The organism is Streptomyces xantholiticus (assembly GCF_014651015.1).
Lineage (GTDB): Bacteria > Actinomycetota > Actinomycetes > Streptomycetales > Streptomycetaceae > Streptomyces > Streptomyces xantholiticus.
Window position 1 is genome coordinate 347,272 of record NZ_BMWB01000001.1, and the last position, 22,555, is coordinate 369,826.

Annotated in this window: 22 protein-coding genes and 1 pseudogene; 11 read left to right on the plus strand and 12 right to left on the minus strand. The window is 70.8% G+C overall.

Annotated features, from left to right (window positions below):
* The first annotated feature begins 24 nt into the window (after nt 1-24).
* From IE198_RS01580 to IE198_RS01590, 3 genes are all read left to right on the plus strand, one after another.
* Entirely contained in the window at nt 25-1,263 is a 1,239-nt protein-coding gene (locus IE198_RS01580) for a cytochrome P450 (RefSeq protein WP_189881801.1), read from the plus strand.
* Nucleotides 1,264-1,384: 121 nt separating this feature from the next.
* Nucleotides 1,385-2,380, plus strand: coding sequence for a sphingomyelin phosphodiesterase (sph, locus tag IE198_RS01585; RefSeq protein WP_189881803.1), 996 nt, complete (start codon nt 1,385-1,387; stop codon nt 2,378-2,380).
* A gap of 131 nt (nt 2,381-2,511) precedes the next feature.
* Nucleotides 2,512-3,582, plus strand: coding sequence for a S1 family peptidase (locus IE198_RS01590; protein ID WP_189881805.1), 1,071 nt, complete (start codon nt 2,512-2,514; stop codon nt 3,580-3,582).
* An 88-nt stretch (nt 3,583-3,670) separates the two neighbouring features.
* Here the strand turns inward: IE198_RS01590 and IE198_RS01595 are convergent, their stop codons facing one another.
* Nucleotides 3,671-4,150: a macro domain-containing protein gene (locus IE198_RS01595; protein ID WP_189881807.1), complete on the minus strand. Its 480-nt coding sequence runs from the start codon at nt 4,148-4,150 to the stop codon at nt 3,671-3,673.
* A 113-nt stretch (nt 4,151-4,263) separates the two neighbouring features.
* Here IE198_RS01595 and IE198_RS01600 point away from each other — a divergent pair, with 113 nt between their 5' ends.
* Complete coding sequence (locus IE198_RS01600) at nt 4,264-4,992, plus strand: MerR family transcriptional regulator (protein WP_189881810.1); 729 nt, start codon at nt 4,264-4,266, stop codon at nt 4,990-4,992.
* Between the two features lie 52 nt (nt 4,993-5,044).
* Nucleotides 5,045-5,320: a DUF2087 domain-containing protein gene (locus IE198_RS01605; RefSeq protein ID WP_189881811.1), complete on the plus strand. Its 276-nt coding sequence runs from the start codon at nt 5,045-5,047 to the stop codon at nt 5,318-5,320.
* 18 nt (nt 5,321-5,338) lie between these two features.
* On the opposite strand, the gene IE198_RS01610 is transcribed toward IE198_RS01605, so the two are convergent.
* From IE198_RS01610 to IE198_RS01625, 4 genes are read right to left on the minus strand one after another with little or no spacing between them, the layout of a single operon-like run.
* Entirely contained in the window at nt 5,339-7,513 is a 2,175-nt protein-coding gene (locus IE198_RS01610; RefSeq protein ID WP_189881813.1) for a 3-hydroxyacyl-CoA dehydrogenase NAD-binding domain-containing protein, read from the minus strand.
* Between the two features lie 43 nt (nt 7,514-7,556).
* Nucleotides 7,557-8,771, minus strand: coding sequence for an acetyl-CoA C-acetyltransferase (locus tag IE198_RS01615; RefSeq protein ID WP_189881816.1), 1,215 nt, complete (start codon nt 8,769-8,771; stop codon nt 7,557-7,559).
* Nucleotides 8,772-8,792: 21 nt separating this feature from the next.
* Nucleotides 8,793-9,935, minus strand: a complete 1,143-nt coding sequence (locus IE198_RS01620) for an acyl-CoA dehydrogenase family protein (RefSeq protein ID WP_189881818.1) — start codon at nt 9,933-9,935, stop codon at nt 8,793-8,795.
* Nucleotides 9,932-11,065 carry a CaiB/BaiF CoA transferase family protein gene (locus IE198_RS01625; protein ID WP_189881819.1) on the minus strand — a complete coding sequence of 378 codons (1,134 nt, stop codon included), beginning with the start codon at nt 11,063-11,065 and terminating at the stop codon, nt 9,932-9,934. Before IE198_RS01625 ends, IE198_RS01620 begins: the two co-directional genes overlap by 4 nt.
* Nucleotides 11,066-11,336: 271 nt before the next feature.
* On the opposite strand from IE198_RS01625, the gene IE198_RS01630 reads away from it, so the two are divergent.
* Entirely contained in the window at nt 11,337-12,536 is a 1,200-nt protein-coding gene (locus IE198_RS01630; protein ID WP_189881821.1) for a saccharopine dehydrogenase family protein, read from the plus strand.
* A 466-nt stretch (nt 12,537-13,002) separates the two neighbouring features.
* Here the strand turns inward: IE198_RS01630 and IE198_RS01635 are convergent, their stop codons facing one another.
* The 3 genes from IE198_RS01635 to IE198_RS01645 are packed head-to-tail and all read right to left on the minus strand — an operon-like array spanning nt 13,003 to nt 14,468.
* Nucleotides 13,003-13,701 (minus strand): endonuclease V, encoded by a 699-nt coding sequence (locus tag IE198_RS01635; protein ID WP_189881823.1) that lies wholly within the window; start codon nt 13,699-13,701, stop codon nt 13,003-13,005.
* Between the two features lie 56 nt (nt 13,702-13,757).
* Complete coding sequence (locus IE198_RS01640) at nt 13,758-14,309, minus strand: hypothetical protein (protein ID WP_189881825.1); 552 nt, start codon at nt 14,307-14,309, stop codon at nt 13,758-13,760.
* Between the two features lie 12 nt (nt 14,310-14,321).
* Nucleotides 14,322-14,468 carry a hypothetical protein gene (locus IE198_RS01645; protein WP_189881827.1) on the minus strand — a complete coding sequence of 49 codons (147 nt, stop codon included), beginning with the start codon at nt 14,466-14,468 and terminating at the stop codon, nt 14,322-14,324.
* A gap of 219 nt (nt 14,469-14,687) precedes the next feature.
* Between IE198_RS01645 and IE198_RS01650 the strand changes: the two genes are divergently transcribed.
* On the plus strand, nt 14,688-14,987 hold the full coding sequence (locus IE198_RS01650) for a YciI family protein (protein WP_189881829.1): 300 nt from the start codon (nt 14,688-14,690) through the stop codon (nt 14,985-14,987).
* Between the two features lie 43 nt (nt 14,988-15,030).
* Here the strand turns inward: IE198_RS01650 and IE198_RS01655 are convergent, their stop codons facing one another.
* Nucleotides 15,031-16,125: a WD40/YVTN/BNR-like repeat-containing protein gene (locus IE198_RS01655; RefSeq protein ID WP_189881831.1), complete on the minus strand. Its 1,095-nt coding sequence runs from the start codon at nt 16,123-16,125 to the stop codon at nt 15,031-15,033.
* Between the two features lie 192 nt (nt 16,126-16,317).
* Here IE198_RS01655 and ssgD point away from each other — a divergent pair, with 192 nt between their 5' ends.
* On the plus strand, nt 16,318-16,734 hold the full coding sequence (ssgD, locus tag IE198_RS01660) for a spore wall synthesis regulator SsgD (RefSeq protein ID WP_189881833.1): 417 nt from the start codon (nt 16,318-16,320) through the stop codon (nt 16,732-16,734).
* A 97-nt stretch (nt 16,735-16,831) separates the two neighbouring features.
* Here ssgD and IE198_RS36510 read toward each other — a convergent pair.
* Nucleotides 16,832-17,029 (minus strand): annotated as a pseudogene (locus tag IE198_RS36510) (isocitrate lyase/phosphoenolpyruvate mutase family protein); the annotation flags it as partial.
* Between the two features lie 391 nt (nt 17,030-17,420).
* Between IE198_RS36510 and IE198_RS01670 the strand changes: the two are divergent.
* The 3 genes from IE198_RS01670 (at nt 17,421) to IE198_RS01680 (ending at nt 21,277) form a co-directional block, all read left to right on the plus strand.
* Nucleotides 17,421-19,064, plus strand: a complete 1,644-nt coding sequence (locus IE198_RS01670) for an ABC-F family ATP-binding cassette domain-containing protein (RefSeq protein ID WP_189881835.1) — start codon at nt 17,421-17,423, stop codon at nt 19,062-19,064.
* A 213-nt stretch (nt 19,065-19,277) separates the two neighbouring features.
* Nucleotides 19,278-20,252: an acyl-ACP desaturase gene (locus tag IE198_RS01675; RefSeq protein WP_189881836.1), complete on the plus strand. Its 975-nt coding sequence runs from the start codon at nt 19,278-19,280 to the stop codon at nt 20,250-20,252.
* Nucleotides 20,253-20,365: 113 nt separating this feature from the next.
* Nucleotides 20,366-21,277, plus strand: coding sequence for a chitosanase (locus IE198_RS01680; RefSeq protein WP_229833723.1), 912 nt, complete (start codon nt 20,366-20,368; stop codon nt 21,275-21,277).
* 17 nt (nt 21,278-21,294) lie between these two features.
* On the opposite strand, the gene IE198_RS01685 is transcribed toward IE198_RS01680, so the two are convergent.
* Both IE198_RS01685 and IE198_RS01690 read right to left on the minus strand, forming a co-directional pair.
* A complete protein-coding gene (locus tag IE198_RS01685) occupies nt 21,295-21,573 on the minus strand; it encodes a WhiB family transcriptional regulator (RefSeq protein ID WP_229833678.1) in 279 nt (92 codons plus the stop codon).
* 80 nt (nt 21,574-21,653) lie between these two features.
* Entirely contained in the window at nt 21,654-22,451 is a 798-nt protein-coding gene (locus tag IE198_RS01690) for a VOC family protein (RefSeq protein WP_189881838.1), read from the minus strand.
* Between the last annotated feature and the right edge of the window lie 104 nt (nt 22,452-22,555).

A 22,555-nucleotide genomic window follows, 5' to 3' on the forward strand; every position in this document is an offset into this window, starting at 1 on the left:
CCCGCACGGCCACGAGGACCCGCCATGACGCAATCCCTGCTGCACCAGATCCTGGACTACGCCAACCGCGCCGATCCGTACCCGATCTACGAAGAGCTTCGAAAGACGCCGGTCCACCACGAAGAGGACGGGCCGTACGTCGTCGGCACCTACTACGAGATCCGCAGTCTCCTCCACGATCCCCGGATCAGTTCCGACGCCCGCAATCTGGCATCGACCGCCGGCGACCCGCTGGCCGAGTCGGCCCAGGAGGAGGAGACCGCCCTGCCACCGGGCTTCCTGCGGCTCGACCCGCCGGAGCACGACCGACTGCGACGCATGACGAACCGGCCCTTCGGCCCGCCGCACTCCCCCCACCGGGTCGACGGGATGCGTGGAGAGCTCCACGGCATCGTCTCCGGCCTCATCGACGGCCTCGGCGACACCGGACGGATCGATCTGGTCGAGCAGTTCTCGTACCCCTTCCCGGTGACAGTGATCTGCCGGCTGCTCGGGGTGCCGCGCGACGACGAGGCGCGCTTCCACACCTGGGCGGACGCCATCGCCGCGAGCCTGGACCCCGACCCGGACGCGGATCCCGCCCAAGGGGGCAAGGCCTCGCACGACGCCCGTACGCAGCTGGGCATGTACCTGGCCGGCCTGATCGAGGAGCGCCGCAAGAACCCCGGAGACGACATCCTCTCCGAGCTGGCGACGGCCAAGGGCCAGGACGGCGCGATGACCACGATGGAACTGCTCAGCACCGCGGCGCTGCTGCTCATCGCGGGGCACGAGACCACCGTCAACCTCGTCACCAACGGAATGCTGACCCTGCTGCGCAACCCGGACGTCCTGCAGCGGCTGCGTTCGGATCCACGGCTGGCCGTGCCCATCGTCGAGGAGTTGCTGCGCTTCGAGCCGCCGGTGCAGCTGGTGCCGCAGCGCACCACCCTCGCCGACATCGAGGTCCGCGGCGTCACCATCCCCAAGGGCGCCTCCATCTGGCTGGTTCTGGCGTCCGGCAACCGGGACCCTGAGCGCTTCGAGGACCCGGACCGCTTCGACCCGGACCGCCGGGACATCCAGCACCTCGGCCTGGGCAGCGGGATCCACAGTTGCTTCGGCGCACCGCTCGCCCGGCTGGAGGCCCAACTCGCCCTCTCGGAACTGGCCCGCAGGCTGGAGAACCCCCGTCTGCTGGAGGACCCGCCCACGTACCGGCAGAACGCCGTGCTGCGCGGGCCGCGGCATCTGCCCATCGCCTGCGACGGGATCCGCCCGTGATCGTGGGACGGCGTGAAGAAAGCGGGCACCCGGCTATTACCAGAAGGTAACTACGACTGCTTTGATGTGCGGCGCCGGCCCACAGGCCGGTGGGAACCCCCCACCACGAACGGGAGATCCAGTGCCGCACGCGAAGTTCCGCCGTTTCTCCGGCGCAGCCGTGTCCGCCACCCTGTCCGCCGCGCTCACCGCCACCGCCCTGGCGGGCGCCGCTCCGACTGCGGCCGCGGCCGCCGGGACGCCCAACCTGAAGGTCCTCACCTACAACGCGTTCCTCTTCAGCAAGTCGCTCTACCGCAACTGGGGCCAGGACCACCGGGCCGCCGCCATCCCGGCGGCGCCGTTCTTCCAGGGCAACGACGTCGTCGTGCTCCAGGAGGCGTTCGACAACTCCTCCTCGGACGCGCTGTTGCAGCGTGCCGCGGGCCAGTATCCGTACCGGACGCCGGTGATGGGCCGGAGCAGGGACGGCTGGGACGCTACGGGCGGCTCCTACTCGTCGACCACACCGGAGGACGGCGGGGTCGCCGTCCTCAGCAAGTGGCCGATCGTCCGCAAGGAGCAGTACGTCTTCAAGGACGCGTGCGGCGCGGACTGGTGGTCGAACAAGGGCTTCGTCTACGCCGTCCTCGACGTGAACGGCACCAGGGTGCATGTGGTGGGCACCCACACCCAGTCCACGGACCCCGGCTGCGGCGCGGGCGAGGCCGCCGAGATGCGCAGCCGTCAGTTCCGCGCGATGGACGCCTTCCTGGACGGCAAGAACATCCCGGCCGCCGAGCAGGTCGTCGTGGCGGGCGACTTGAACGTGGACTCGCGCACTCCCGAGTACGCCTCGATGCTCGCCGACGGCGGTCTGGCAGGGGCCGACACACGCACCGGCCACCCGTACTCCTTCGACACCGAGGAGAACTCGATCGCCGCCGAGCGCTACCCCGACGACCCCCGCGAGGACCTCGACTTCGTACTGCACCGGGCCGGGCACGTGAAGCCGTCCGGCTGGACCAATGAGGTGATCAAGGAGCAGAGCGCGCCCTGGTCGGTCTCCAGTTGGGGCACCAGGTACACGTACACCAACCTGTCCGACCACTATCCGGTGATCGCCTCCGGCCAGTAGGCGCAAGGCGTCGACGAAGCCCTTGGCTCCATGTCAGGGCCATGCCACATTGAGTCCGCACTCCGGACTGGTCCAGTCCACATTGCCGTCAGGCAATCCCCCACACGGACTCGTACGAAGGAGAAGCCCCCATGAGACGCACGCTCCGCGCGCGCATCTGCCTTCCCGCCCTGCTGGCCCTGACCACCGTCGGACTCGGCTCATCGGCCGCGGACGCGGCCGACACCGGCAAAAACCCGGGCCCTGGCGTCGCCGCATCACCCGCCCAGTACGCCCTGCACACCTTCCTCGAACGCGACCTCGGCGAACGCACCGCCGGCTCGTACCTCGACGCGGAGAGCGGCGAACTCGTCGTCACCGTCACCGACGCCGAGGCCGCGGCGGAGGTGCGGGCCACCGGCGCCCGGGCCGAGCTCGTCGAGCGCAGCATGGCCCAGCTGACGGCCGCCATGGACACCCTGGAGTCCAAGGCGCAGATCGCCGGCACGTCGTGGGGTATCGACCCGTCGGCCAACAAGGTCGCCATCGAGGCCGACAGCACCGTCTCCGCGGCCTCCATGGCAAAGCTGCGGAGCGTCACGGCACGGCTCGGTGACGCCGTCGGCATCACGCGTGTCCCCGGGGTGTTCAAGAAGGAGGTCCGGGGCGGCGACGCGATCTACGGCGGCGGCTACCGGTGCTCGGCCGCCTTCAACGTCTCCAAGGGCACGGCCCGTTACTTTCTGACCGCCGGGCACTGCACCAACGCCGCGAGCAGTTGGTACGCCACCTCCGGCGGCCCCTCGATCGGCACCCGTGAGGGCACCAGCTTCCCGACCAACGACCACGGCATCGTCCGCTACACCGACGGCTCCCAGCCGGCGGGCGACGTCAACCTCCACAACGGGAGTCACCAGGACATCACCGCGGCGGCCGACGCGATCGTCGGCCAGTCGATCCGCAAGAGCGGATCCAGCACCGGGCTCACCAGCGGCACGGTGACGGCGGTGAACGTCACCGTGAACTACAGCGACGGCCCGGTCCACAACCTCGTCCGCACCACCGCCTGTTCAGCGGGCGGCGACAGCGGCGGCGCCCACTTCGCCGGCTCCACGGCGCTCGGCATCCACTCCGGCAGCTCCGGCTGCACGGGCGGCAGCGGCTCGGCCCTCCACCAGCCGGTCAAGGAGGCCCTCAGCGCATACGGGGTCGCCGTCTACTGACGTCGAGGTCCCTCTCAGCAGGGCGTGCCCGCCCCCGGGTGGGCACGCCGTTGTCATGCATGCGCGACAGAGCGGCCGCGGCGTCCGGTCAGTCGCCGTGGTCGTAGACCGTGACCTCGATGTCGCGGGCCGTGAGCCGGTCGGCTATCAGCGGTTCGATCCGCGACCACCTGCCGCCCGCGAGACCGCATCCGATGCGCGGCATGTGGACGGAGGCGTTCAGTTCCAGGGCCTTGTCCGCCACCGCGGCGAGGGCCTTGTCGATCGCGTCGTAGCGGACGGGGACGCCTTTGCTGCCGGTGCGCATGCCGCGCTGGCCAACGATGTTGGCCACCCACAGATACGGGCCGACCCTGACGAACTGGGCAGCGCCCAGGGCGAAGTCGTTGCCGGCGCGCTCGCGGTGCCAGCGTCGGTAGGCCGCCTCGGGCTCCGGCCAGCGGCGGGAGAGGGCGAGGACGAATCCCTTCCCCCAGCCGCCCAGGTCGTTGCACACATGCACGATCAGCTTGACGCCTTTGCCCTGCGGCACGGTGGCGTCCCCCCGGACATATCTGATCTCGGACATGGAACCACCGTACGTTCCGCCACTGACAACGCGCCCCGGCCCGGCGCACGGCTTTCACAGGACTGGTGAGACAGCAATACTGTTGCACCGGAGTGTTCAGCAGAAGGAGGGTCATGGCGACCGAGACCGAGGAGCCGAGGCTCACCGTCGACGAACTGGCCGCGCGGGCCGGGGTGACCGTGCGCACCATCCGGTTCTACAGCACCCGCGGTCTGCTGCCTCCCCCCGTGATCGGTCCCCGCCGGGTCGGGCACTACGGCACCGGGCACCTGTCCCGGCTGGCGCTGATCGAGGAGCTCCAGCACCAGGGCATGACACTCGCCGCGATCGAACGCTATCTGGAGCAGTTGCCGCCGGACCTGAGCGCGCAGGATCTCGCGATCCACCGCGCGCTGGTCGCCTCATGGGCCCCGGAGTCGGCGGAGGAGGTCGGCCGGCAGGAGCTGGAGCGCAGGGCGGGCCGGGCGCTGACCGACCAGGATGTCGACCGGCTGGCGGCGATGGGAGTGCTGGACCGGGCCGGGCGGGACGCGTACCGGCTGGACGGTGGTCTGCTGCGGCTCGGCGTGGAGCTGCTGGACGTGCCGATCGCGCACGAGACGATCCTCGCGTCCCGCACCGTGCTGCTGGAGCACGCACGGGCCGCCGCCCACGACCTGAGCCGGCTCTTCCGTGACGAGGTCTGGGGCCCCTACCGTGAGCGCGAGTCGGATCCGGACCATGTGGCGGCCATGAAGTCGCTGTCCGCCCATATGCAGCCGCTGGTGATCCAGGCCCTGGTGACGGCGTTCCAGCGGTCACTGCGTGAAGAGCTGCGGGCGGCGTTCACGACCGAGGCGTAGCGGAGCCGTAAATGCGTTGCCCGGCGCCGAGGGGTGCGCGAGGCTTCCCGGCATGTCCGATCAAGGAACCAGCACTGCCCGCGGCGTCCACGCCCTCTTCTCCCGGGGGCGGCTGACCACCGTCCCCCGTAAGTCGGCCCGCCGCGAGCAGTTGCTCGTGCACCTCGCGCAGACGCTCTTCGAACCGGGCCGCGTCTACACCGAGCGCGAGGTCAACGACGCGCTGCTCGGTGTACATGACGACTGTGCTGCCCTGCGCCGCCATCTGGTGGTCGCCGGGCTGCTGACCCGGACGAAGGACGGTTGCAGCTACCGGCGGGGCCGGTAGCTGCCACCCGGGCCGCCGTCACGCGTCGCTGAAGACCTCGCCGCGCTCGGCCTTCTCCACGAGCAGCGCGGGCGGCTGGAAGCGCTCGCCGTAACGCTCGGCCAGTTGGCGGGCGCGGGCCACGAAGCCGGTCAGGCCGCCCTCGTAGCCGTTGATGTACTGCAGGGCACCGCCGGTCCAGGCGGGGAATCCGATGCCCATGATGGAGCCGATGTTGGCGTCGGCGACCGACATCAGCACGTTCTCCTCAAGGCAGCGGACGGTGTCCAGGGCCTCGGAGAAGAGCATTCTCTCCTTCATGTCCTCGAACGGGACATCGGCGTCGGCGCGTGTGAAGTGCTCGCGCACGCCCGGCCACAGGCCGGCGCGATTGCCGTCCTCGTCGTAGTCGTAGAAGCCCGCGCCGCCGCTGCGCCCGGTGCGGCCGAACTCGTCCACCATGCGGTCGATCACCGTGTCCGAGGGATGGCCGGCCCAGGTGCCGCCCGCCTCCTCGACCGCCCGCTTCGTCTCGCCCCGGATCTTGCGCGGCAGGGTGAGGGTCAGCTCGTCCATGAGGGAGAGCACCTTGGCCGGGTAGCCGGCCTGCGCCGCCGCCTGCTCCACGGAGACGGGGTCGACGCCCTCGCCGACCATCGCCACGCCCTCGTTGATGAACTGGCCGATGACCCGGGAGGTGAAGAAGCCGCGGGAGTCGTTGACGACGATCGGCGTCTTGTTGATCTGCCGGACCAGGTCGAAGGCGCGGGCCAGCGCCGTCTCGCCGGTGCGCTCGCCCTTGATGATCTCCACCAGCGGCATCTTGTCGACGGGCGAGAAGAAGTGCAGCCCGATGAAGTCGTCCTGCCGCGAGACGCCTTCGGCGAGGACGGTGATGGGGAGCGTGGAGGTGTTGGAGCAGAGCAGTGCGTCGGGCTCGACGACGTCCTGGATCTCCTGGAAGACCTTGTGCTTGAGCGCGGTGTCCTCGAAGACGGCCTCGATCACGGCGTCGCAGCCCGCGAGGTCGGCGGCGTCCGCGGTCGGGGTGATCCTGGCGAGCAGCGCGTCGGCCTTCTCCTGGGTGGTACGGCCCCGGGTCACGGCCTTGGCGCACAGCTTCTCCGAGTACCCCTTGCCCTTGGCGGCGGCCTCGGCGGTGACGTCCTTGAGGACGACGTCGATCCCTGCGCGGGCGCAGGAGTAGGCGATGCCGGCGCCCATCATGCCGGCGCCGAGGACGGCGACCTTGCGCACCCGCCGCGGCTCGATGCCCCCCGGTCGGCTGCGGCCGGCGTTGACCGCCTGCAGGTCGAAGAAGAACGCCTGCATCATGTTCTTGGCGATCGCGCCGGTGACCAACTCGGTGAAGTAACGGGCCTCGATGACCTGCGCGGTCTCGAAGTCGACCTGCGAGCCCTCGACGGCGGCCGCAAGGATGTTGCGCGGCGCCGGGTAGGGCGCGCCGGCGGTCTGCTTGCGCAGGTTCGCGGGGAACGCGGGAAGGTTGGCGGCGAACTTCGGGTTGGACGGGGTGCCGCCGGGGATCTTGTACCCCTTGACGTCCCAGGGCTGCTGCGACTCGGGGTTGGCGTCGATGAAGGCGCGGGCCTTCGCGAGCATCTCCTCCTCGGTGGCGGCCACTTCGTGGACCAGGCCGTTCTCCAGCGCTCGCGCCGGGCTGTACTGGGTGCCCTGGATCAGCACCTTCAGCAGCGCGTCGGCGATGCCCATGAGCCGTACGGTGCGGGTGACGCCGCCGCCGGCCGGGAGCAGTCCGAGGGTGACCTCGGGCAGGCCGAGCCTGGAGCCGGGTGCGTCGAGCGCGATGCGGTGGTGGCAGGCCAGGGCGATCTCGTAACCGCCGCCGAGGGCCGCGCCGTTGATGGCGGCGACCACGGGCTTGCCGATGGTCTCGATACGGCGCAGGGCCCGCTTGATGCCCATGCCCGCCTCGAAGACGAACTCCGCGTCCTCGGGCCCTGCCTGGATCATCTCCTTGAGGTCGCCGCCCGCGAAGAAGGTCTTCTTGGCGGAGGTGAAGATGATGCCGCGGATGGAGTCCTGCTCGGCCTCCACGCGGTCGGCGATCGCCGCGATGGAAGCCTTGAAGGCCTGGTTCATGGTGTTGGCGGACTGGTTCGGGTCGTCGAGGACGAGGGTGACGACGCCGGTCTCGTCCTGTTCCCAGCGGATGGTGGTGGGCTCGCTCATGGTGGTGGCTACTCCGTAAGGCGGAAGCGGAAGAGGACGGGTGTCAGAGACGCTCGACGACGGTGGCGACGCCCATGCCGCCGCCCACGCACAGGGTCGCGAGGCCGTACCGCTTGTCCTGGCGCTCCAGTTCGTCGATGAGGGTGCCGAGGATCATCGCTCCGGTCGCTCCGAGCGGATGGCCCATGGCGATCGCACCGCCGTTCACGTTGACCTTGTCCAAGGACAGGTCCATGTCCTGGGCGAAGCGCAGGACGACGCCGGCGAAGGCCTCGTTGATCTCGACGAGGTCGATGTCGTCGATGGTCAGCCCGGCCTTGGCGAGTGCCTTGCGGGTGGCGGGCGCGGGACCGGTGAGCATGATGGTCGGCTCGGAGCCGGAGACGGCGGCGGAGACGATCCGGGCACGCGGGGTCAGGCCGTGGCGCTCGCCGACCTCCATGGAGCCGATGGCGACGAGGGCCGCGCCGTCGACGATGCCCGAGGAGTTGCCCGCGTGGTGGACGTGATCGATCTTCTCGACCCAGTGGTACCTCTGCAGTGCGACGGCGTCGAAGCCGCCGAGGTCGCCGATGCCCGCGAACGAGGGCTTGAGTGCGGCGAGGGATTCGGCGGTGGTACCGGGCCGCATGTGCTCGTCGTGGTCGAGGACGACCAGGCCGTTGCGGTCACGGACGGGGACGACCGAGCGGTCGAAGCGGCCGTCCTTCCACGCGGCGGCGGCCCGCTCCTGCGACATCGCCGCGTACTCGTCGACGTCACGACGCGACCAGCCGCCGAGGGTGGCGATCAGGTCGGCGCCGATGCCCTGCGGGACGAAGTTGGTCTCGAAGTTGGTCATCGGGTCGGCGAACCAGGCACCGCCGTCCGAGGCCATCGGCACCCGGGACATCGACTCGACACCACCGGCCAGGACCAGGTCCTCCCAGCCGGAACGGACCTTCATGGCGGCCATGTTGACGGCCTCGAGGCCGGAGGCGCAGAAGCGGTTCTCCTGAACGCCGGCGACGGTGTCGGGCAGCCCGGCCGCGATGGCCGCGATCCGGGCGATGTCGGAACCCTGGTCGCCGACCGGGCCGACGACGCCCAGCACGATGTCGTCGATCGCGGCCGGGTCGAGTCCGGGGAAACGGGCCTGGATCTCGTGGATCAGTCCGACGACGAGGTCGATCGGCTTGGTGCCGTGCAGGGCGCCGTTGGCCTTTCCGCGCCCGCGCGGGGTGCGGATCGCGTCGTACACGTACGCTTCGGTGCTCACCTTGTCAGCCTTTCGGGAGGGTTAGCCCAGCAGGGAACGACCGATGATCTCCTTCATGATCTCGGTCGTGCCGCCGTAGATGGTCTGGATGCGTCCGTCGGTGAATGCCCGGGCGACGCGGTACTCGTTCATGTAGCCGTACCCGCCGTGCAGCTGGAGGCAGCGGTCGGCGGCGCGTTTCTGCAACTCGGTGGCCCACCACTTGGCCATCGAGGCATGGACGGCGTCCAGTTCGCCCGTCGTGTGGTCCTCGATGCAGCGGTCGAGGAAGGCGCGGGTGACAGCGCACTCGGTGGCCAGTTCGGCGATCTCGAAGCGGATGTGCTGGAGCTTCGCGAGCGGCCGGCCGAACGCCTCGCGCTCCTTGACGTACTCGGTGGTGATCTCCAGCAGGTGCTCTGCGGCGGCGATCCCGGCGATGGCTATCGCCATCCGCTCCTGAGCCAGATTGGTCATCAGATGGACGAAGGCGCCGTTGAGCTCACCGAGCAGGTTGTCCTTCGGGACGCGGACGTCGTTGAAGAACAACTCGGCGGTGTCCTGGGACTTCTGGCCGATCTTGTCGAGGTTGCGACCCCGCTCGAAGCCCTCCATGCCGCGCTCGACGACCAGCAACGACAGCCCGTGCGCGCCGCCCTCCGGCGTCGTCTTCGCGACGACGACCACCAGGTCGGCGAGGATGCCGTTGGAGATGAACGTCTTGGATCCGTTGAGCACCCAGTGGTCGCCGCGGTCCTCGGCAGTGGTGCGGATGCCCTGGAGGTCGGAGCCTGCGCCCGGCTCGGTCATCGCGATGGCGGTGATGGTCTCGCCGCTGCAGAAACCGGGCAGCCAGCGCCGCTTCTGCTCGTCCGTGGCGAGCGAGGTCAGGTAGGGGCCGATGATGTCGTTGTGCAGACCGACGGCGAGGCCCGGCGCGCCCGCCCGGGTGAACTCCTCGTGCAGCACGACCGCGTACCTGAAGTCGTCGTTGCCGCCGCCCCCGTACTCCTCCGGGACGGCGAGGCCGAGCAGCCCCTGGCGGCCCGCCGCCAGCCAGGCCTCGCGGCTGACGATGCCGTCCTTCTCCCACTGCTCGTAGTGCGGCTGCACCTCCTTGGTGAGAAAGGTGCGGACGGTCTCACGGAACGCCTCGTGCTCCGCGGTGAAGATCCGGCGCTTCAACGGTCCTCCTCGGAAACGGTCAGGTCCAGGCCCCAGTCACGGGCGACCTCCGCGGTGTCCGCGCCAGGCATGGCGGGCCCCCGGGTCACCGCCCCCGGGGTGGCGGAGAAACGGGGCGCCGGTGCGGGCTGGGTGATACCGCCGTGGTCGACGAAGGTCCCGCGGGCCGCGAGATGCGGGTGGGCGGGGGCCTCGCGCAGCGACAGCACGGGCGCCACGCAGGCGTCGGAGTCCTCGAAGACGGCGGTCCACTCGGCGCGCGTGCGGGTCCTGAACCGGTCGGCGACCGCCTGGCGCAGCTCACCCCAGCGGGCGAAGTCCTTACGGGCGGGAACCTCGTCCTTGATGCCGAGCAGCTCGACGAACCGGTCGTAGAACTGCTGCTCCAGCGCGCCGACCGCCATGTAGCGGCCGTCGGAGGTCTCGTAGTTGCCGTAGAAGGGGCAGCCGCCGTCGAGGAGGTTGGTGCCGCGCCGGTCCTGCCAGCCGCCGGCCGCCATCATGCCGTGGATCATCGTGGCGAGGTGCGCGGCGCCGTCCACGATGGCCGCGTCGACGACCTGGCCGGCGCCGCCCTCCGAGCGGGCGTGCTGCAGGGCCGCGAGCACGCCGATGACCAGGTAGAGCGATCCCCCCGCGTAGTCGCCGACGAGGTTGGCGGGGACGGCGGGCGGTTCGTCGGCCTTGCCGATCATGGAGAGGGTGCCGCTCAGGGCGATGTACGCGATGTCATGGCCGGCCCGCTCGGCCAGCGGCCCCTGCTGGCCCCAGCCGGTCATCCGCCCGTAGACCAGGCGCGGGTTGCGGGCGAGGCACTCGTCGGGGCCGACGCCGAGGCGCTCCGCGACGCCGGGCCGGTATCCCTCGATGAGCACGTCCGCGCGCTCGACGAGGTCGAGGACCCGGCCGGCGCCGTCCTTCGCCTTCAGGTCGATCAGGACCGAGCGCTTGTTGCGGTTGGTGAGGTCGTACGCCGGGTCGATGGCGAGCCCGGCGCCGCCCGGGCGGTCGACCCGTACGACGTCGGCCCCGAGGTCCCCGAGCAGCATCGCGGCGAACGGGCCGGGCCCGATGCCGGCCAGCTCCACCACGCGGACCCCGGCCAGCGGGCCGTTCCCTGACGCTGTCATCCAGCCCCCAGCACTTTGACACTAATGATGTAACACCAGTGATGATAAGAACGCGTTCCAGCCCGCACAAGGGTTTCGGCCGAGCAAGCGCTTAGAGGTGTGGGACACGCCGCGGCCCGACCGGATCACCTGTCCGGCCCCCAGGTTGATCACCGATGGGAAACGCATCTTCTGCCCGGCCGGCTCGCGCGCTAGCCTCAGCCACCGACATCGGCGTGGGGCAGGGGCCGCCGGCCCTGATCCGCCGGACGGCCTGACGGCGGAGGAGCCAGTGAACAGCCAGAACGGGACGGATCGCGCACAGCGCCCGTACGACATCGTCCTTTTCGGGGCGACCGGATTCGTCGGCGCGCTGACCGCCGAATACCTCGCGCGGCACGCGCCACAGGGCTGCCGGTGGGCCCTCGCCGGACGCAGCCTCGACAAACTCGAACATCTGAGGGAGCAACTGGCGGTCATAGACCCCGCGTGCGCCGCCCTGCCCCTCGTCGAAGCAGACGCCTCCGACGCCGGGTCGCTGCGGGAGCTCGCCGAGTCCACGCGAGTCGTGGCAACGACGGTCGGCCCGTACGTCTGGTACGGCGAAGGCCTGGTCGCGGCCTGCGCCGACGCCGGTACGGACTACGTCGACCTGACGGGCGAGCCCGAGTTCGTGGACCTGATGTACGTACGGCACGACGCGCGCGCCCGCGAGACGGGGGCACGGCTCGTGCACGCCTGCGGGTTCGACTCCGCGCCCCACGACCTCGGCGTGTACTTCACGGTCCGGCAACTGCCCGAGGGCGTACCGCTCACCGTCGACGGATTCGTCCGCTCCAACGCGATGTTCTCCGGCGGGACACTGGCCTCCGCGCTCAACGCGATGGGCCGCCCGCGGGAGTCGCTGCGCGCCGCGCGGGAACGCCGCCTGCACGAACCGCGCCTCGTCGGCCGCCGGGCCAGGGCACCGCTCGGCGGGCCGCACTTCAGCCGGGAGACCGGGACGTGGGCACTGCCCCTGCCCACGATCGACCCGCAGATCGTGGCCCGCTCGGCCCGCGCGCTCGAGCGCTACGGCCCCGACTTCCGCTACCGCCACTACGCCGGGGTCAAGACCCTCCCGATGGCCCTCGCCGGCCCGGCGGCCCTCGGCGCGGGCTTCGCCCTCGCCCAGGTCCCGGCTGCCCGGCAGTGGCTGATGCACCGTTACGCCCCTGGCGACGGCCCGAGCGCGAAGCGCCGCGCCGAAAGCTGGTTCTCGGTCCGCTTCGTCGGCGAGGGCGGCGGACGCCGCGTCCTCACCGAGGTGACGGGCGGCGACCCGGGCTACGACGAGACGGCGAAGATCCTCGCGGAGTCGGCGATGTGCCTGGTGGCCGACGCGCTGCCGAAGACTTCCGGCCAGGTGACGCCGGTGGTGGCGATGGGCGACGCGTTGCTGACTCGGCTGGAGGGGGCGGGGATCCGGTTCCGGGTGGCGCACACGCGGTAGGGGTGGGGCCCGGGGCGGCCGCTGGGCGGGGCATGTGCCCCACCCCGCCCTCCCCCTACGGCCTGGCGGCCGTGGGTGGTACCCCCGTCCCGAAGCGGGCTCCGCCCGGACCCGTGTACCGCGCCCCGCACGGCGCGCGGCGACCTGGGGGCTCCACCCCCGGGCCTCGAAGGCCAGCGAGGCTCCCGTTGCCCGCAGGCCGCGGCACCTTCCCGCCCGCGGGGCCGCGGGCGAAGCCCCGTGGCGAACGCCGAAGGGCGCCCGAGGCCGGACGGAACCCGACCGGGTTCCGACGAGCCCGGTACCCCCCAAGGGCGGGGAGCGGAGCCGGGGCGGCCCGGGCAGCGCCTGGAGGGCGTACGGAGCCCCGTACCAGGGCGAGGGTCGGGACGGAGTCCCGCCGCAACGCCCGAGAGCGCGCGGGGACCAGGGCTGTCCCCGTTTCGGGAATCCGCGCAGCGGCCCGTCAGGACCCGCCCGAGACCTCACGCAGTGCCCGCCTGCACAGTGCATCCGCGCGCCTCGTCGATTCGGGTATGCGGAAGTCCCGCGCCAGATGCAGCGCATGCGCGCACGCCGATTCCAGGGTCACCCGGTGTCCCGCCGAGACGAAGACCGGCTTCACGCCGTGCTGGGTACGCAGCGCCCTGCCGACCTCCTCCCCGTCGTCCGCCACGAGCGCCGCGAAGTCGCCGCGGGACCCGCCCGGTTCGGCGTGGGTGAAGACGAACGGGTTCTTGGCGACGCCGAGCACCGGCAACCCGGTCAGGACCCCCAGGTGGCTGGCGAGCCCGAACCTCCGGGGATGCGCCCGGCCGTAGCCGTCGCAGACGACCAGGCCGGGGTCGGACGTGAGGGAGGCGAGCGCGGCCAGCACCGTCGGGAGCTCGCGGAAGGCGAGGAGCCCGGGTACGTACGGGAAGGTGACCCGGCCGATCGCGGTGGCCTCTTCCACCACGGTCAGCGTCGCCGCGTCCAGCACGACCGCCGCTGCGGCGACGACGTCGCGCTCGTCGTCGTACGCGACGTCGACACCGGTCACCGTACCGGTGCCGACCGGCGGGCCCGGCTCGTCCAGGACGACGCGCGTGCGCAGTTCGTCCTGGACCGACAGGGCCTCTGCTTCGTTCACCGGCCAGCCGGCGGGCGCTTCGACGATCTTCATGGTGCCGCCCACCCTAGGGCCTCCAGTTCTGCTCCGCGGAAGTCCGGGGAGGGGCATCAGCCGGTGAGGGCGGTGAAGAAGTCGGAGACGGCACCGGGGCGTCCGGGCTTCAGGAGCTTCTCGAAAATTATCAGGACCAGTTCGTCGGTCTCGTCCAGGACACAGTGGTCGTCGCGGCTGACGCTTTGCGAGCCGCGTCCGACGAATGACGCGATCCGGGTGCCGTCCCGCATCGCGTCGGCGCGCTGTCCCCCGGTGTGAAGGAACTCGTAGCGCCGGCCGTGGACAAGGGCATGACCGGTTTTCTCCCGACGGCGGTGACCGTGGCCCCGGCCGTCGCTGACGAAGGCCTGCTCGTCGTGCGGATGCAGCGTCACCGGGGTGGGTTCACGGCCAGGCAGAGACGGCCCGCCGCTCTCGAACGCTCGGCTCGTGACCGCGTTCTGCCGTTCGGCGAACCGGCCCGTGAAGTGCTGCACGGGCTTCGTGGCCACGGACGCGCGGACTCGGCCGCTGGGGTCGATCACGTCCACGCGGGTGCGCGAGTCGTCGGCCTCGATACGCCAACCGCCACGGGTCGGCCGACGCCAGAGGGGGATGTCCGTCATGGTCGCAGCCTCTCAGACGGCCGGAATTCGCAGGCCACGAGGCTGCTCCGGGACTCGACCCACCGTCGCCGAGGCGGCCTGGGCGGTGAACGGCGTAACGGCCAGGACGGCGCCCGCACCGGCGGCTGCCGGCACGGCTTTCACGAGTCGGTGCGACATGAACCTCTTCTTACGTGGATCTCTTGCTGATCACACGGCGTCTTCTCCTGCACGGCCGCCCAGTGCCCTGTCGGTGTGTGCGGCGGCCCGTCCGGTCGTGGCCCCGGCCCGGCGCCCTCACGGACGCGGCCGCCCGCCGGGGCGGTTCCCGCAGAGCCCGGACCAGCGGTGCGGACGGCGAAACCGGATCGGTAGTAGCCGCCCGGTAGCCTGGCGATCATGTTTGTGATGGAACTGACCTACACGGCGCCGATCGAGCACGTCGAACCGCTTCTGGAAGACCATGTGGCATGGCTGGACGCGCTTTACGAGGAGGGCGTCTTCATCGCGTCGGGCCGCAAGAAGCCGCGCGACGGCGGGATCATTCTCGCCGCCGGGGACGACCGCGCACGGATCGAGAAGATCGCGTCGACCGACCCCTTCGTGGCCGGCGAGGTGTGTACATACCGGATCACCGAGTTCATCGCGACCAAGACCGCCCCTGAGCTGGCGCCCTACCGCCAACAGCTGCCTTCCTGACGGCCTGTCGGCTGCTGCCTGACGGCCTGTGGGTCACGGCCCGTCAGAACTCCAGGCGCGCGACCCTGCCCTTCTCTCCCGACGCCCAGCAGCCGAAGTCCGGCGTGCAGTCGACGGTGTCGAAGGAGCCGGTGTCGACGGTGCGCCAGGTGCGGCCGCCGTCGGTCGTGAGGTCCGTGCCGGTGGGGCCCACGGCCAGCGCGGCGGACCTGCTGTGGGGCAGCCAAGCCACGCCCGAGCGGTAGGCGGGCGGCGGGTTCTTCGACTGCTGCCAGTTGTGGCCGCCGTCGTGCGTGACGGCTGCGGCCCGGGGCGAGGCCTGGTCGGCGCGGTAGTCGCCGCCGACCGCGAGGCCGTGCGTCCGGTCGCGGAACGCGAGCGCGAAGACGCCGCGGGCAGGGTCCCCGGCCGGCACCGTGGACTCGGCGACGGTCCAGTTCAGGCCTCGGTCGGCGGAGTGCAGGACCCGTGCGGTCGCGCCTCCACCCGTGGCCAGCCAGACGTCCTTGGGGCCGGAGCTCACCAGGCACTGGCCGCTCGCCGCGAAGCCGGCCTCGCCGGGCAGGGCGGGCGGCATGCCGGCGTCGGGCAGTACCTTCCACGACCTGCCGCCGTCGCCGGTGGACAGGAGGCGGTACTTGCCGTCCACGGGGTCACTCATGGCGAGACCATGGCGGCTGTCGAAGAAGGTGACGCAGTCGTAGAACGCCCGGGGGTCGGTGTTGCGGAACGACTCCGTCCATGTCGCTCCGCCGTCCTCGGTGCGCAGCAACCGGGAAGCCTCGCCCTCCCCGATGGCCAGGACGACAGCTCGCCGGGCGTCGAACGCCTCGATGTCACGGAACTCCAGTTCCTCCGCGCCGGACGGCGAGACGTCGAGCCAGCTGCGGCCGCCGTCGTACGTGCGCAGCACAGTGCCCTTGGAGCCGGCGACCCACGCGGTGCTCCGGCTGACGGGTGCCAGCCCTCGCAGCCGTACATCCGTTCCGCTCTCCTTGAGGCTCCAGCCTGGGGTAGGGGCCTTCGCCTGCCGGTCCGCGGCCGGCACCGCCTGGGCCGGGGCGGCCAACACTGCCGCCACCGCAGCCGCGCACAGCCCCACCGACACCGCGCTTCTCGTCTTCCCCTTGGACGTCATGGCGCTGGAAGCTAGTCCAGGCGCCGGGGGCCGTCCAGGGTGCGTGGTCGGACCGGAACACGACGGCGGACGGCGGACGGTGACACATGTCACGCTCCCTGAAGGTGCACGGAACCGGTCGTTCCGACGTCTTCTGTGGTGTCGACACCACCCCACAGGACCCCAGCGAGCCGCAATCGAAGGAGCGGGCCTTTGTCCACCGTCATCGAGCAGGCCGTCCAGGCCCGACTCGTCGCCACCGCGCCCCAGATGGAATCCGTCCCGGCGACACTGCACTACGACCGCCGGGATCCCTTCGCCGTGCGTATCGACTTTCCCGGCCCCGCGACCCTGGAGGGTACGGACGTGTCGTGGGCGTTCTCGCGGGAGTTGCTGGCGGAAGGGGTCCATGAGCCGGCCGGCATCGGTGACGTGCGGGTGCGGCCGTACGGCTACGACCGGACGGTGCTGGAGTTCCACGCCCCGGAGGGCATGGCCATCGTGCACATCCGCACCGGGGAACTGCGGCGTTTCCTCGAACGGGTGCAGGAAGTGGTCCCGGCCGGGCGGGAACACCTGTATCTGGGGCTCGAGGAGGACCTGAGGGATCTGCTGGGCGACGCGGCCTGAGCGCTGCGCGTCGCCGGGGATCGGCTTCGAGGACGTGGCGGACCATGGTTGCCACGCCGTCGGAGTCGTCGGCGTGGCCGCCCCTCCATGTCCGCGCCGACGGGCACGTCCACGGCGCCCGCGATGCGGGCGGCGTGCCGGAGCGCGGTGGCGCGGTCCAGCTGGTCGCCGTCCGCCGCGCCCAGGCCCAGGCGACGCCGGCGCTCGTGGTGGCGATGGCCGGCGCGCCGGCTTCGGCGATGATCCGGGCGCTCGCGGTGTCCCAGGCGTTGGGAGGGACGAGGGGGCGGCCCATGGCGTGGAGGGCATGGAAACGGCGGGCGAGATCACCGAGGTTCGTCAGCCTTGCACTCGATCAGGGCGGGGCGCCGACCGGCCGGCAGGTTTCCGTCATCAGCACGGGCCGGCGAGCGGGGCGGCTGCGGAGAGAATTGCGTTGACAGCGGCTCAGTACGCCTTCTACGGTGTATGGCGGTTCTGTTGTCGTCGATCGGAGTAGGACGTTGCTCGTCTGAGGTCTTGAGACACCGTGCTGCACGGCCTTCGGCCGGTGCGCCGCGTGTGCGACCTCGACGACTCATGCCGTCCACCCGCGACCGGGACCTTCTCTTCTCTCCCGGCGTCCGTCGCCCCGCCCCGGTGTCTCCACCCGTTGCCCATTCCGCACGCAGCAACCGGGAGGCCCTGTGTCTACTTTCCCCACCTGTATCACCTGCTCCGCGCTCGCCTTCGCATGGCCGGACGGCACCGTCGTGTTCGAGGACTTCCATATCGCGATCGGGCCGGGAAGAACCGGTCTGATCGGCCTCAACGGGTCAGGGAAGTCAACTTTGTTGAAGCTGATCGCCGGTGAGGCCGCACCCCACGACGGAGCGGTCCGCACCATGGGCGAGGTCGGCTACCTGCCGCAGAACGTCGTCCTGGACACCGGTCTGCGGGTCGACGAGGTCCTCGGCATCGCGCGGGCCCGCGCGGCGCTGCACGCCATCGAGGGAGGTGACCCCGGCGAGGAGCACTTCACCGCGGTCGGCGACGACTGGGACGTCGAAGAACGCGCGCAGGCCACGCTGGACCAGCTGGGTCTCGGGCACATCGGTCTCGACCGCACGATCGGCGAGGTCTCAGGCGGCGAGGGAGTCCTGCTGCGGCTGGCCGCACTGCTGCTGGCACGGCCCGAAGTGCTGCTGCTCGACGAGCCGACGAACAACCTCGACCTGTTCGCCCGCCGACGCCTGTACGACGCGGTGGCCCGCTGGTCCGGGGTGCTGGTCGTGGTCAGTCACGACCGCGGGCTGCTGGAACTGGTCGACCGGATCGCAGAGCTGCGGGACGGCGAGGTCAGCTGGTACGGCGGCAACTACTCCGCGTACGAGCAGGCACTCGCCGTCGAACAGGAGGCGGCGGAGCGGATGGTGCGTGTCGCGGAGGCGGACGTGCAGCGCCAGAAGCGCGAACTCGCCGACGCGCACGTCAAGTTGGCCCGCCGCAAGCGGTACGGCCAGAAGATGTACGACTCCAAGCGTGAGCCGCGGATCGTGATGAATGCGCGCAAGCGGACGGCCCAGGAGTCGGCCGGCAAGCACCGGATCATGCACACGGAGAAGCTCGCCGAGGCGAAGGAGCGCCTCGAGGGGGCCGTGGAGGCGGTGCGCGACGACGACGAGATCCGTATCGAGCTGCCCAGCACCCAGGTGCACCCCGGGCGTGGTGTGTTGCGGCTGCGGGACCTGCGCCTGCGGTACGGGGCCGAGGTGAAGGGCGAGTTCGAGGTACGCGGCCCGGAGCGGATCGCGCTCGTGGGACGCAACGGCGCGGGCAAGACGACGCTGCTGCGCACCATCGCGGGTGAGCTGGAACCGGTGGCGGGCGAGGCGGTGGCCGAGGTGCCACTCCGTTTCCTCCCGCAGCGGCTGGACCTGCTCGACGACGAGCTGAGCGTGGTGGAGAACGTGGCCCGGTTCGCCCCGGACGCCACGAACAACCGGATCAGGGCACGGCTGGCGCGCTTCCTGTTCCGGGGCGCACTCGCCGACCAGCCGGCCGGGACGCTGTCGGGCGGCGAGCGGTTCCGTGCCGCGCTGGCGGCGCTGCTGCTGGCCGACCCGGCCCCGAAGCTGCTCATGCTGGACGAGCCGACGAACAACCTGGACATGGCGAGCGTGCGCAGCCTGACGGCGGCGCTGGAGTCGTACGAAGGGGCGCTGATCGTCGCAAGTCACGACCCGGTGTTCCTGGAGTCGATCGGCGTCACCCGCCGGCTGCTGCTCGACGGCGAGCTGCGGGACGTCTCGGCGGAGGAGCTGCGGGAGGGGGTGTTCCTGGCGGAATGACCGCAAAAGGAGCCGGCGGGCGGGTCCCGCCCGCCGGCTCCGCCGGGTCCGGAAGGGTGAGATGTCTCTCCCGGCCCGGCCATGAGCTGGACCCATAGCGTTACGTAATGGGACATCCCGGATCCGGGCTTGGACTGGGGCTTATGGCGTGCTTAACCTACGGTTTCGTAACCTACGACTACGTAGGTAACTCTCCCGTCCCCAGGAGCCCCCGTGACGATCACCTCTCCCCACCTCGGCAGTTCGGAAGCGTGGACCGATGCCAAGCTTCTGTACGCGCTGGAAGAGGTCGTGGAGAAGGAGCTCAACCGCCATCTGAAGGTCGCCAAGGACTGGATGCCGCACGAGTACGTCCCCTTCTCCGACGGCCGCAACTTCCCCGGTCAGTTCGAGGACGGCGAGGCCTGGGAGCCCGGCCAGTCCAAGGTCACCGACGTCGGCAAGATCGCGCTCGTGGTGAACCTGCTCACCGAGGACAACCTCCCGAGCTACCACCACGAGATCGCCACCCTCTTCGGCCGCGACGGCGCCTGGGGCACCTGGGTGCACCGCTGGACCGCGGAGGAGGGCCGGCACGGCATCGTGATGCGCGACTACCTGCTCACCTCCCGCGCGGTCGACCCGGACAAGCTGGAGCAGTTCCGGATGGCCCACATGGCGGAGGGCTTCGAGTCCGACAACCGCCACTCGATGCTGCACTCCGTCGCCTACGTGGCCTTCCAGGAACTCGCGACGCGCGTGTCGCACCGCAACACCGGCCACCAGTCGGGCGACCCCGTCTGCGACCGGATGCTGGCGCGCATCGCCACCGACGAGAACCTGCACATGGTCTTCTACCGGAACCTGCTGGGCTCGGCCTTCGAGCTCGCCCCCGACCTGACGATGCAGGCTGTGCGGGACGTCGTCGTCAACTTCCGCATGCCCGGACACGGCATGCCCGGTTTCGAGCGGGCTGCCGCGCAGATGGCGATCGGCGAGATCTACAACATGCGCATCCACCACGACGACGTGCTCCAGCCCGTGCTGCGCTTCCTGAAGGTCATGGAGATCGACGGCCTGGGACCCGAGGGGCGCAAGGCCCAGGAGGAGCTGGGCCTGTACATGGGCGGGCTCGACGCCGAGGCGCTCAAGTTCGACGAGAAGCTCGCCGCCCGCAAGGCCCGGATGGCCGCGCGCGCCGACCGCTGACTCCCGCGGGGGCGCGGCAGCGGCCGCATCGGCCGAGGTCCGTCGTCCGCGCGGGTGGGCAGGGGGCTTCTGGGTCGTGACGGCCGCATCGTACTCTGTCCCGCGTGAAGCCCCTGACCCGCATCGTCCTGATCGGCGCCCCTATAGCCGTCGCCGTCTCCGTCTGGTTCGGTGGGGACGGTGAGCCGCAACGCCCCAAGGACGACCCGAGCCTGCGCGTCAGCCGGACGGCCGCGGCGCCCGACCCCCTCAAGGCCGGCACCCCGGAGCAGCAGCAGGAGCTGGAGGAGCGCATCGACGCCCTGCCGCCGGGGCTCGCGGACCCTGCGAAGAAGGAGATCGCCGCCCGGCTGGTGGCGAGCGCCGAGAACTCGACGCTGAATTGGCGCGGTCAGTACGGCGCCATCGAGGACATCGGCGACGGGAACGGCTACACGGCAGGGATCATCGGCTTCTGCTCGGGTACGAACGACATGCTCCAACTTGTCGAGCACTTCACCGAGCAGCACCCCGACAACCCTCTCGCCGGCTACCTCCCCGCCCTGCGCAGGGTCGACGGCAGTGACTCCCACGAAGGCCTCGGCGCGCCGTTCGAGGCGGCCTGGGCCAAGGCCGCACAGGACCCCGCCTTCCGTGAGGCGCAGGACCTGATGCGGGATCGCATCTACTTCGATCCGGCGGTACGGCTGGCCAAGATGGACGGCCTGTCCACCCTCGGCCAGTTCATCTACTACGACGCGATGGTGCTCCATGGACCGGGGCTCGGCCCGCAGGGCTTCTACGGCATCCGCGAGGCCGCCATGGCGGCGGCCGACACGGCCGCGGAGGGCGGCGACGAGAAGGCCTATCTGGGCGCCTTCCTCGACGCGGGCCGCGACGTGATCAGCCGCCAGAAGACCGAGCAGACCAGGGACTCGTCCCGGATCGACACCGCCCAGCGGGTCTTCCTGCGCCAAGGCAACATGGACCTGCAGACCCCGCTCGAGTGGCGCGTGTACGGGGAGACGTTCCGCATCGACTCGTGACCGGGTGCCTCTTCCGGTCAGCGGGAGCCGTGCTTGAGGCGGTGGCGTTCCTTCTCCGAGAGGCCGCCCCAGACGCCGAACCTCTCGTCGTGGGTCAGGGCGTACTCCAGGCAGGCCACGCGGCCCTCGCACGCTCCGCAGAGCTGCTTGGCCTCGCGGGTGGAGGAACCGGGGGCCGGGAAGAAGAACTCGGGGCCCGCCTGGGCGCACAACGCGGTCTCCTGCCAGGAGAGTTCCTGGCCGTTGGCGCGGTCGGTGGCGCGGTCAATGGTGAGGTCGGTGGTGTTGATCGGCATGCCGAACACGTTGCCCTCGGCCGATAAACGCCGGATCAATGAAGCCTCAACAGCCCTGCGGTCCCGGCGTGCACGGGTTCTCAGTCCGCGGGCCGGAAGCCCTGCATCACCGCGAACCGTGCGCCTGCCGGGTCGGCGAGGTTGGCGAAGCGGCCGATGCCCTCCAGGTCGAGGGGGGCCATCCTGATCTCGCCACCGAGTTCCTGGGCGCTCGCCACAGCGGCGTCGCAGTCGGTGACGGCGAAGTAGGGGAGCCAGTAGGGGCCGCCCGACGCTTCGAGCGGGTCGGCGCTCAGTGGGACGACGCCGGCGAACGTGGCGTCGTGACCGGCCCCGCCTGGATTGATCATCGTGTAGGTCCCGCTGCCGTCCGGCATGGGCATGGAGGAGGTCTCCCAGCCGAAGATGTGGCGGTAGTACTCCAGGGCCGAGTCGGGCTCCGGGGTGTACAGCTCGAGCCAGCACAGCGCGCCCGGGTCGTCGACCAGGTCGAGTCCTTTGTTACGGCCGGGCTCCCAGCCGGCGAAGCCCGCGCCCGCCGGGTCGAGGAAGATCGCCATCCGGCCCTGGTCGAAGACGTCCATCGGCTGGACGACAACGGTCCCGCCGTGCCGTTCCACCGACTTGACCGTGGCGTCGGCGTCCGGCGTCTGGAAGTAGACGTTCCAGTTCGGCGGGCCCTGTTCCGGTGGGACCGTCATGGCCGCCGCGACGGTACGGCCGTCGAGCTCGAACATGCCGTAGCCGCCCGCCTCGGGACCGGCCGACCGGAACGTCCAGCCGAACACACCGCCGTAGAAGGCCTTCGCGGCCTCGATGTCGGGCGTGCCCAGATCGATCCAGTTCGGGGAGCCGGTGACATAGGGAGCGGTGAGCATGGGTCCCTCCTTCTGACGCGGTCCCCCGTCGACCGTGCCGAGTCTGCTACCGATCCCGGCCGGGCGCACCACGGCGCGCCCGGTGGTCCCCTTCTTCGCTGCAA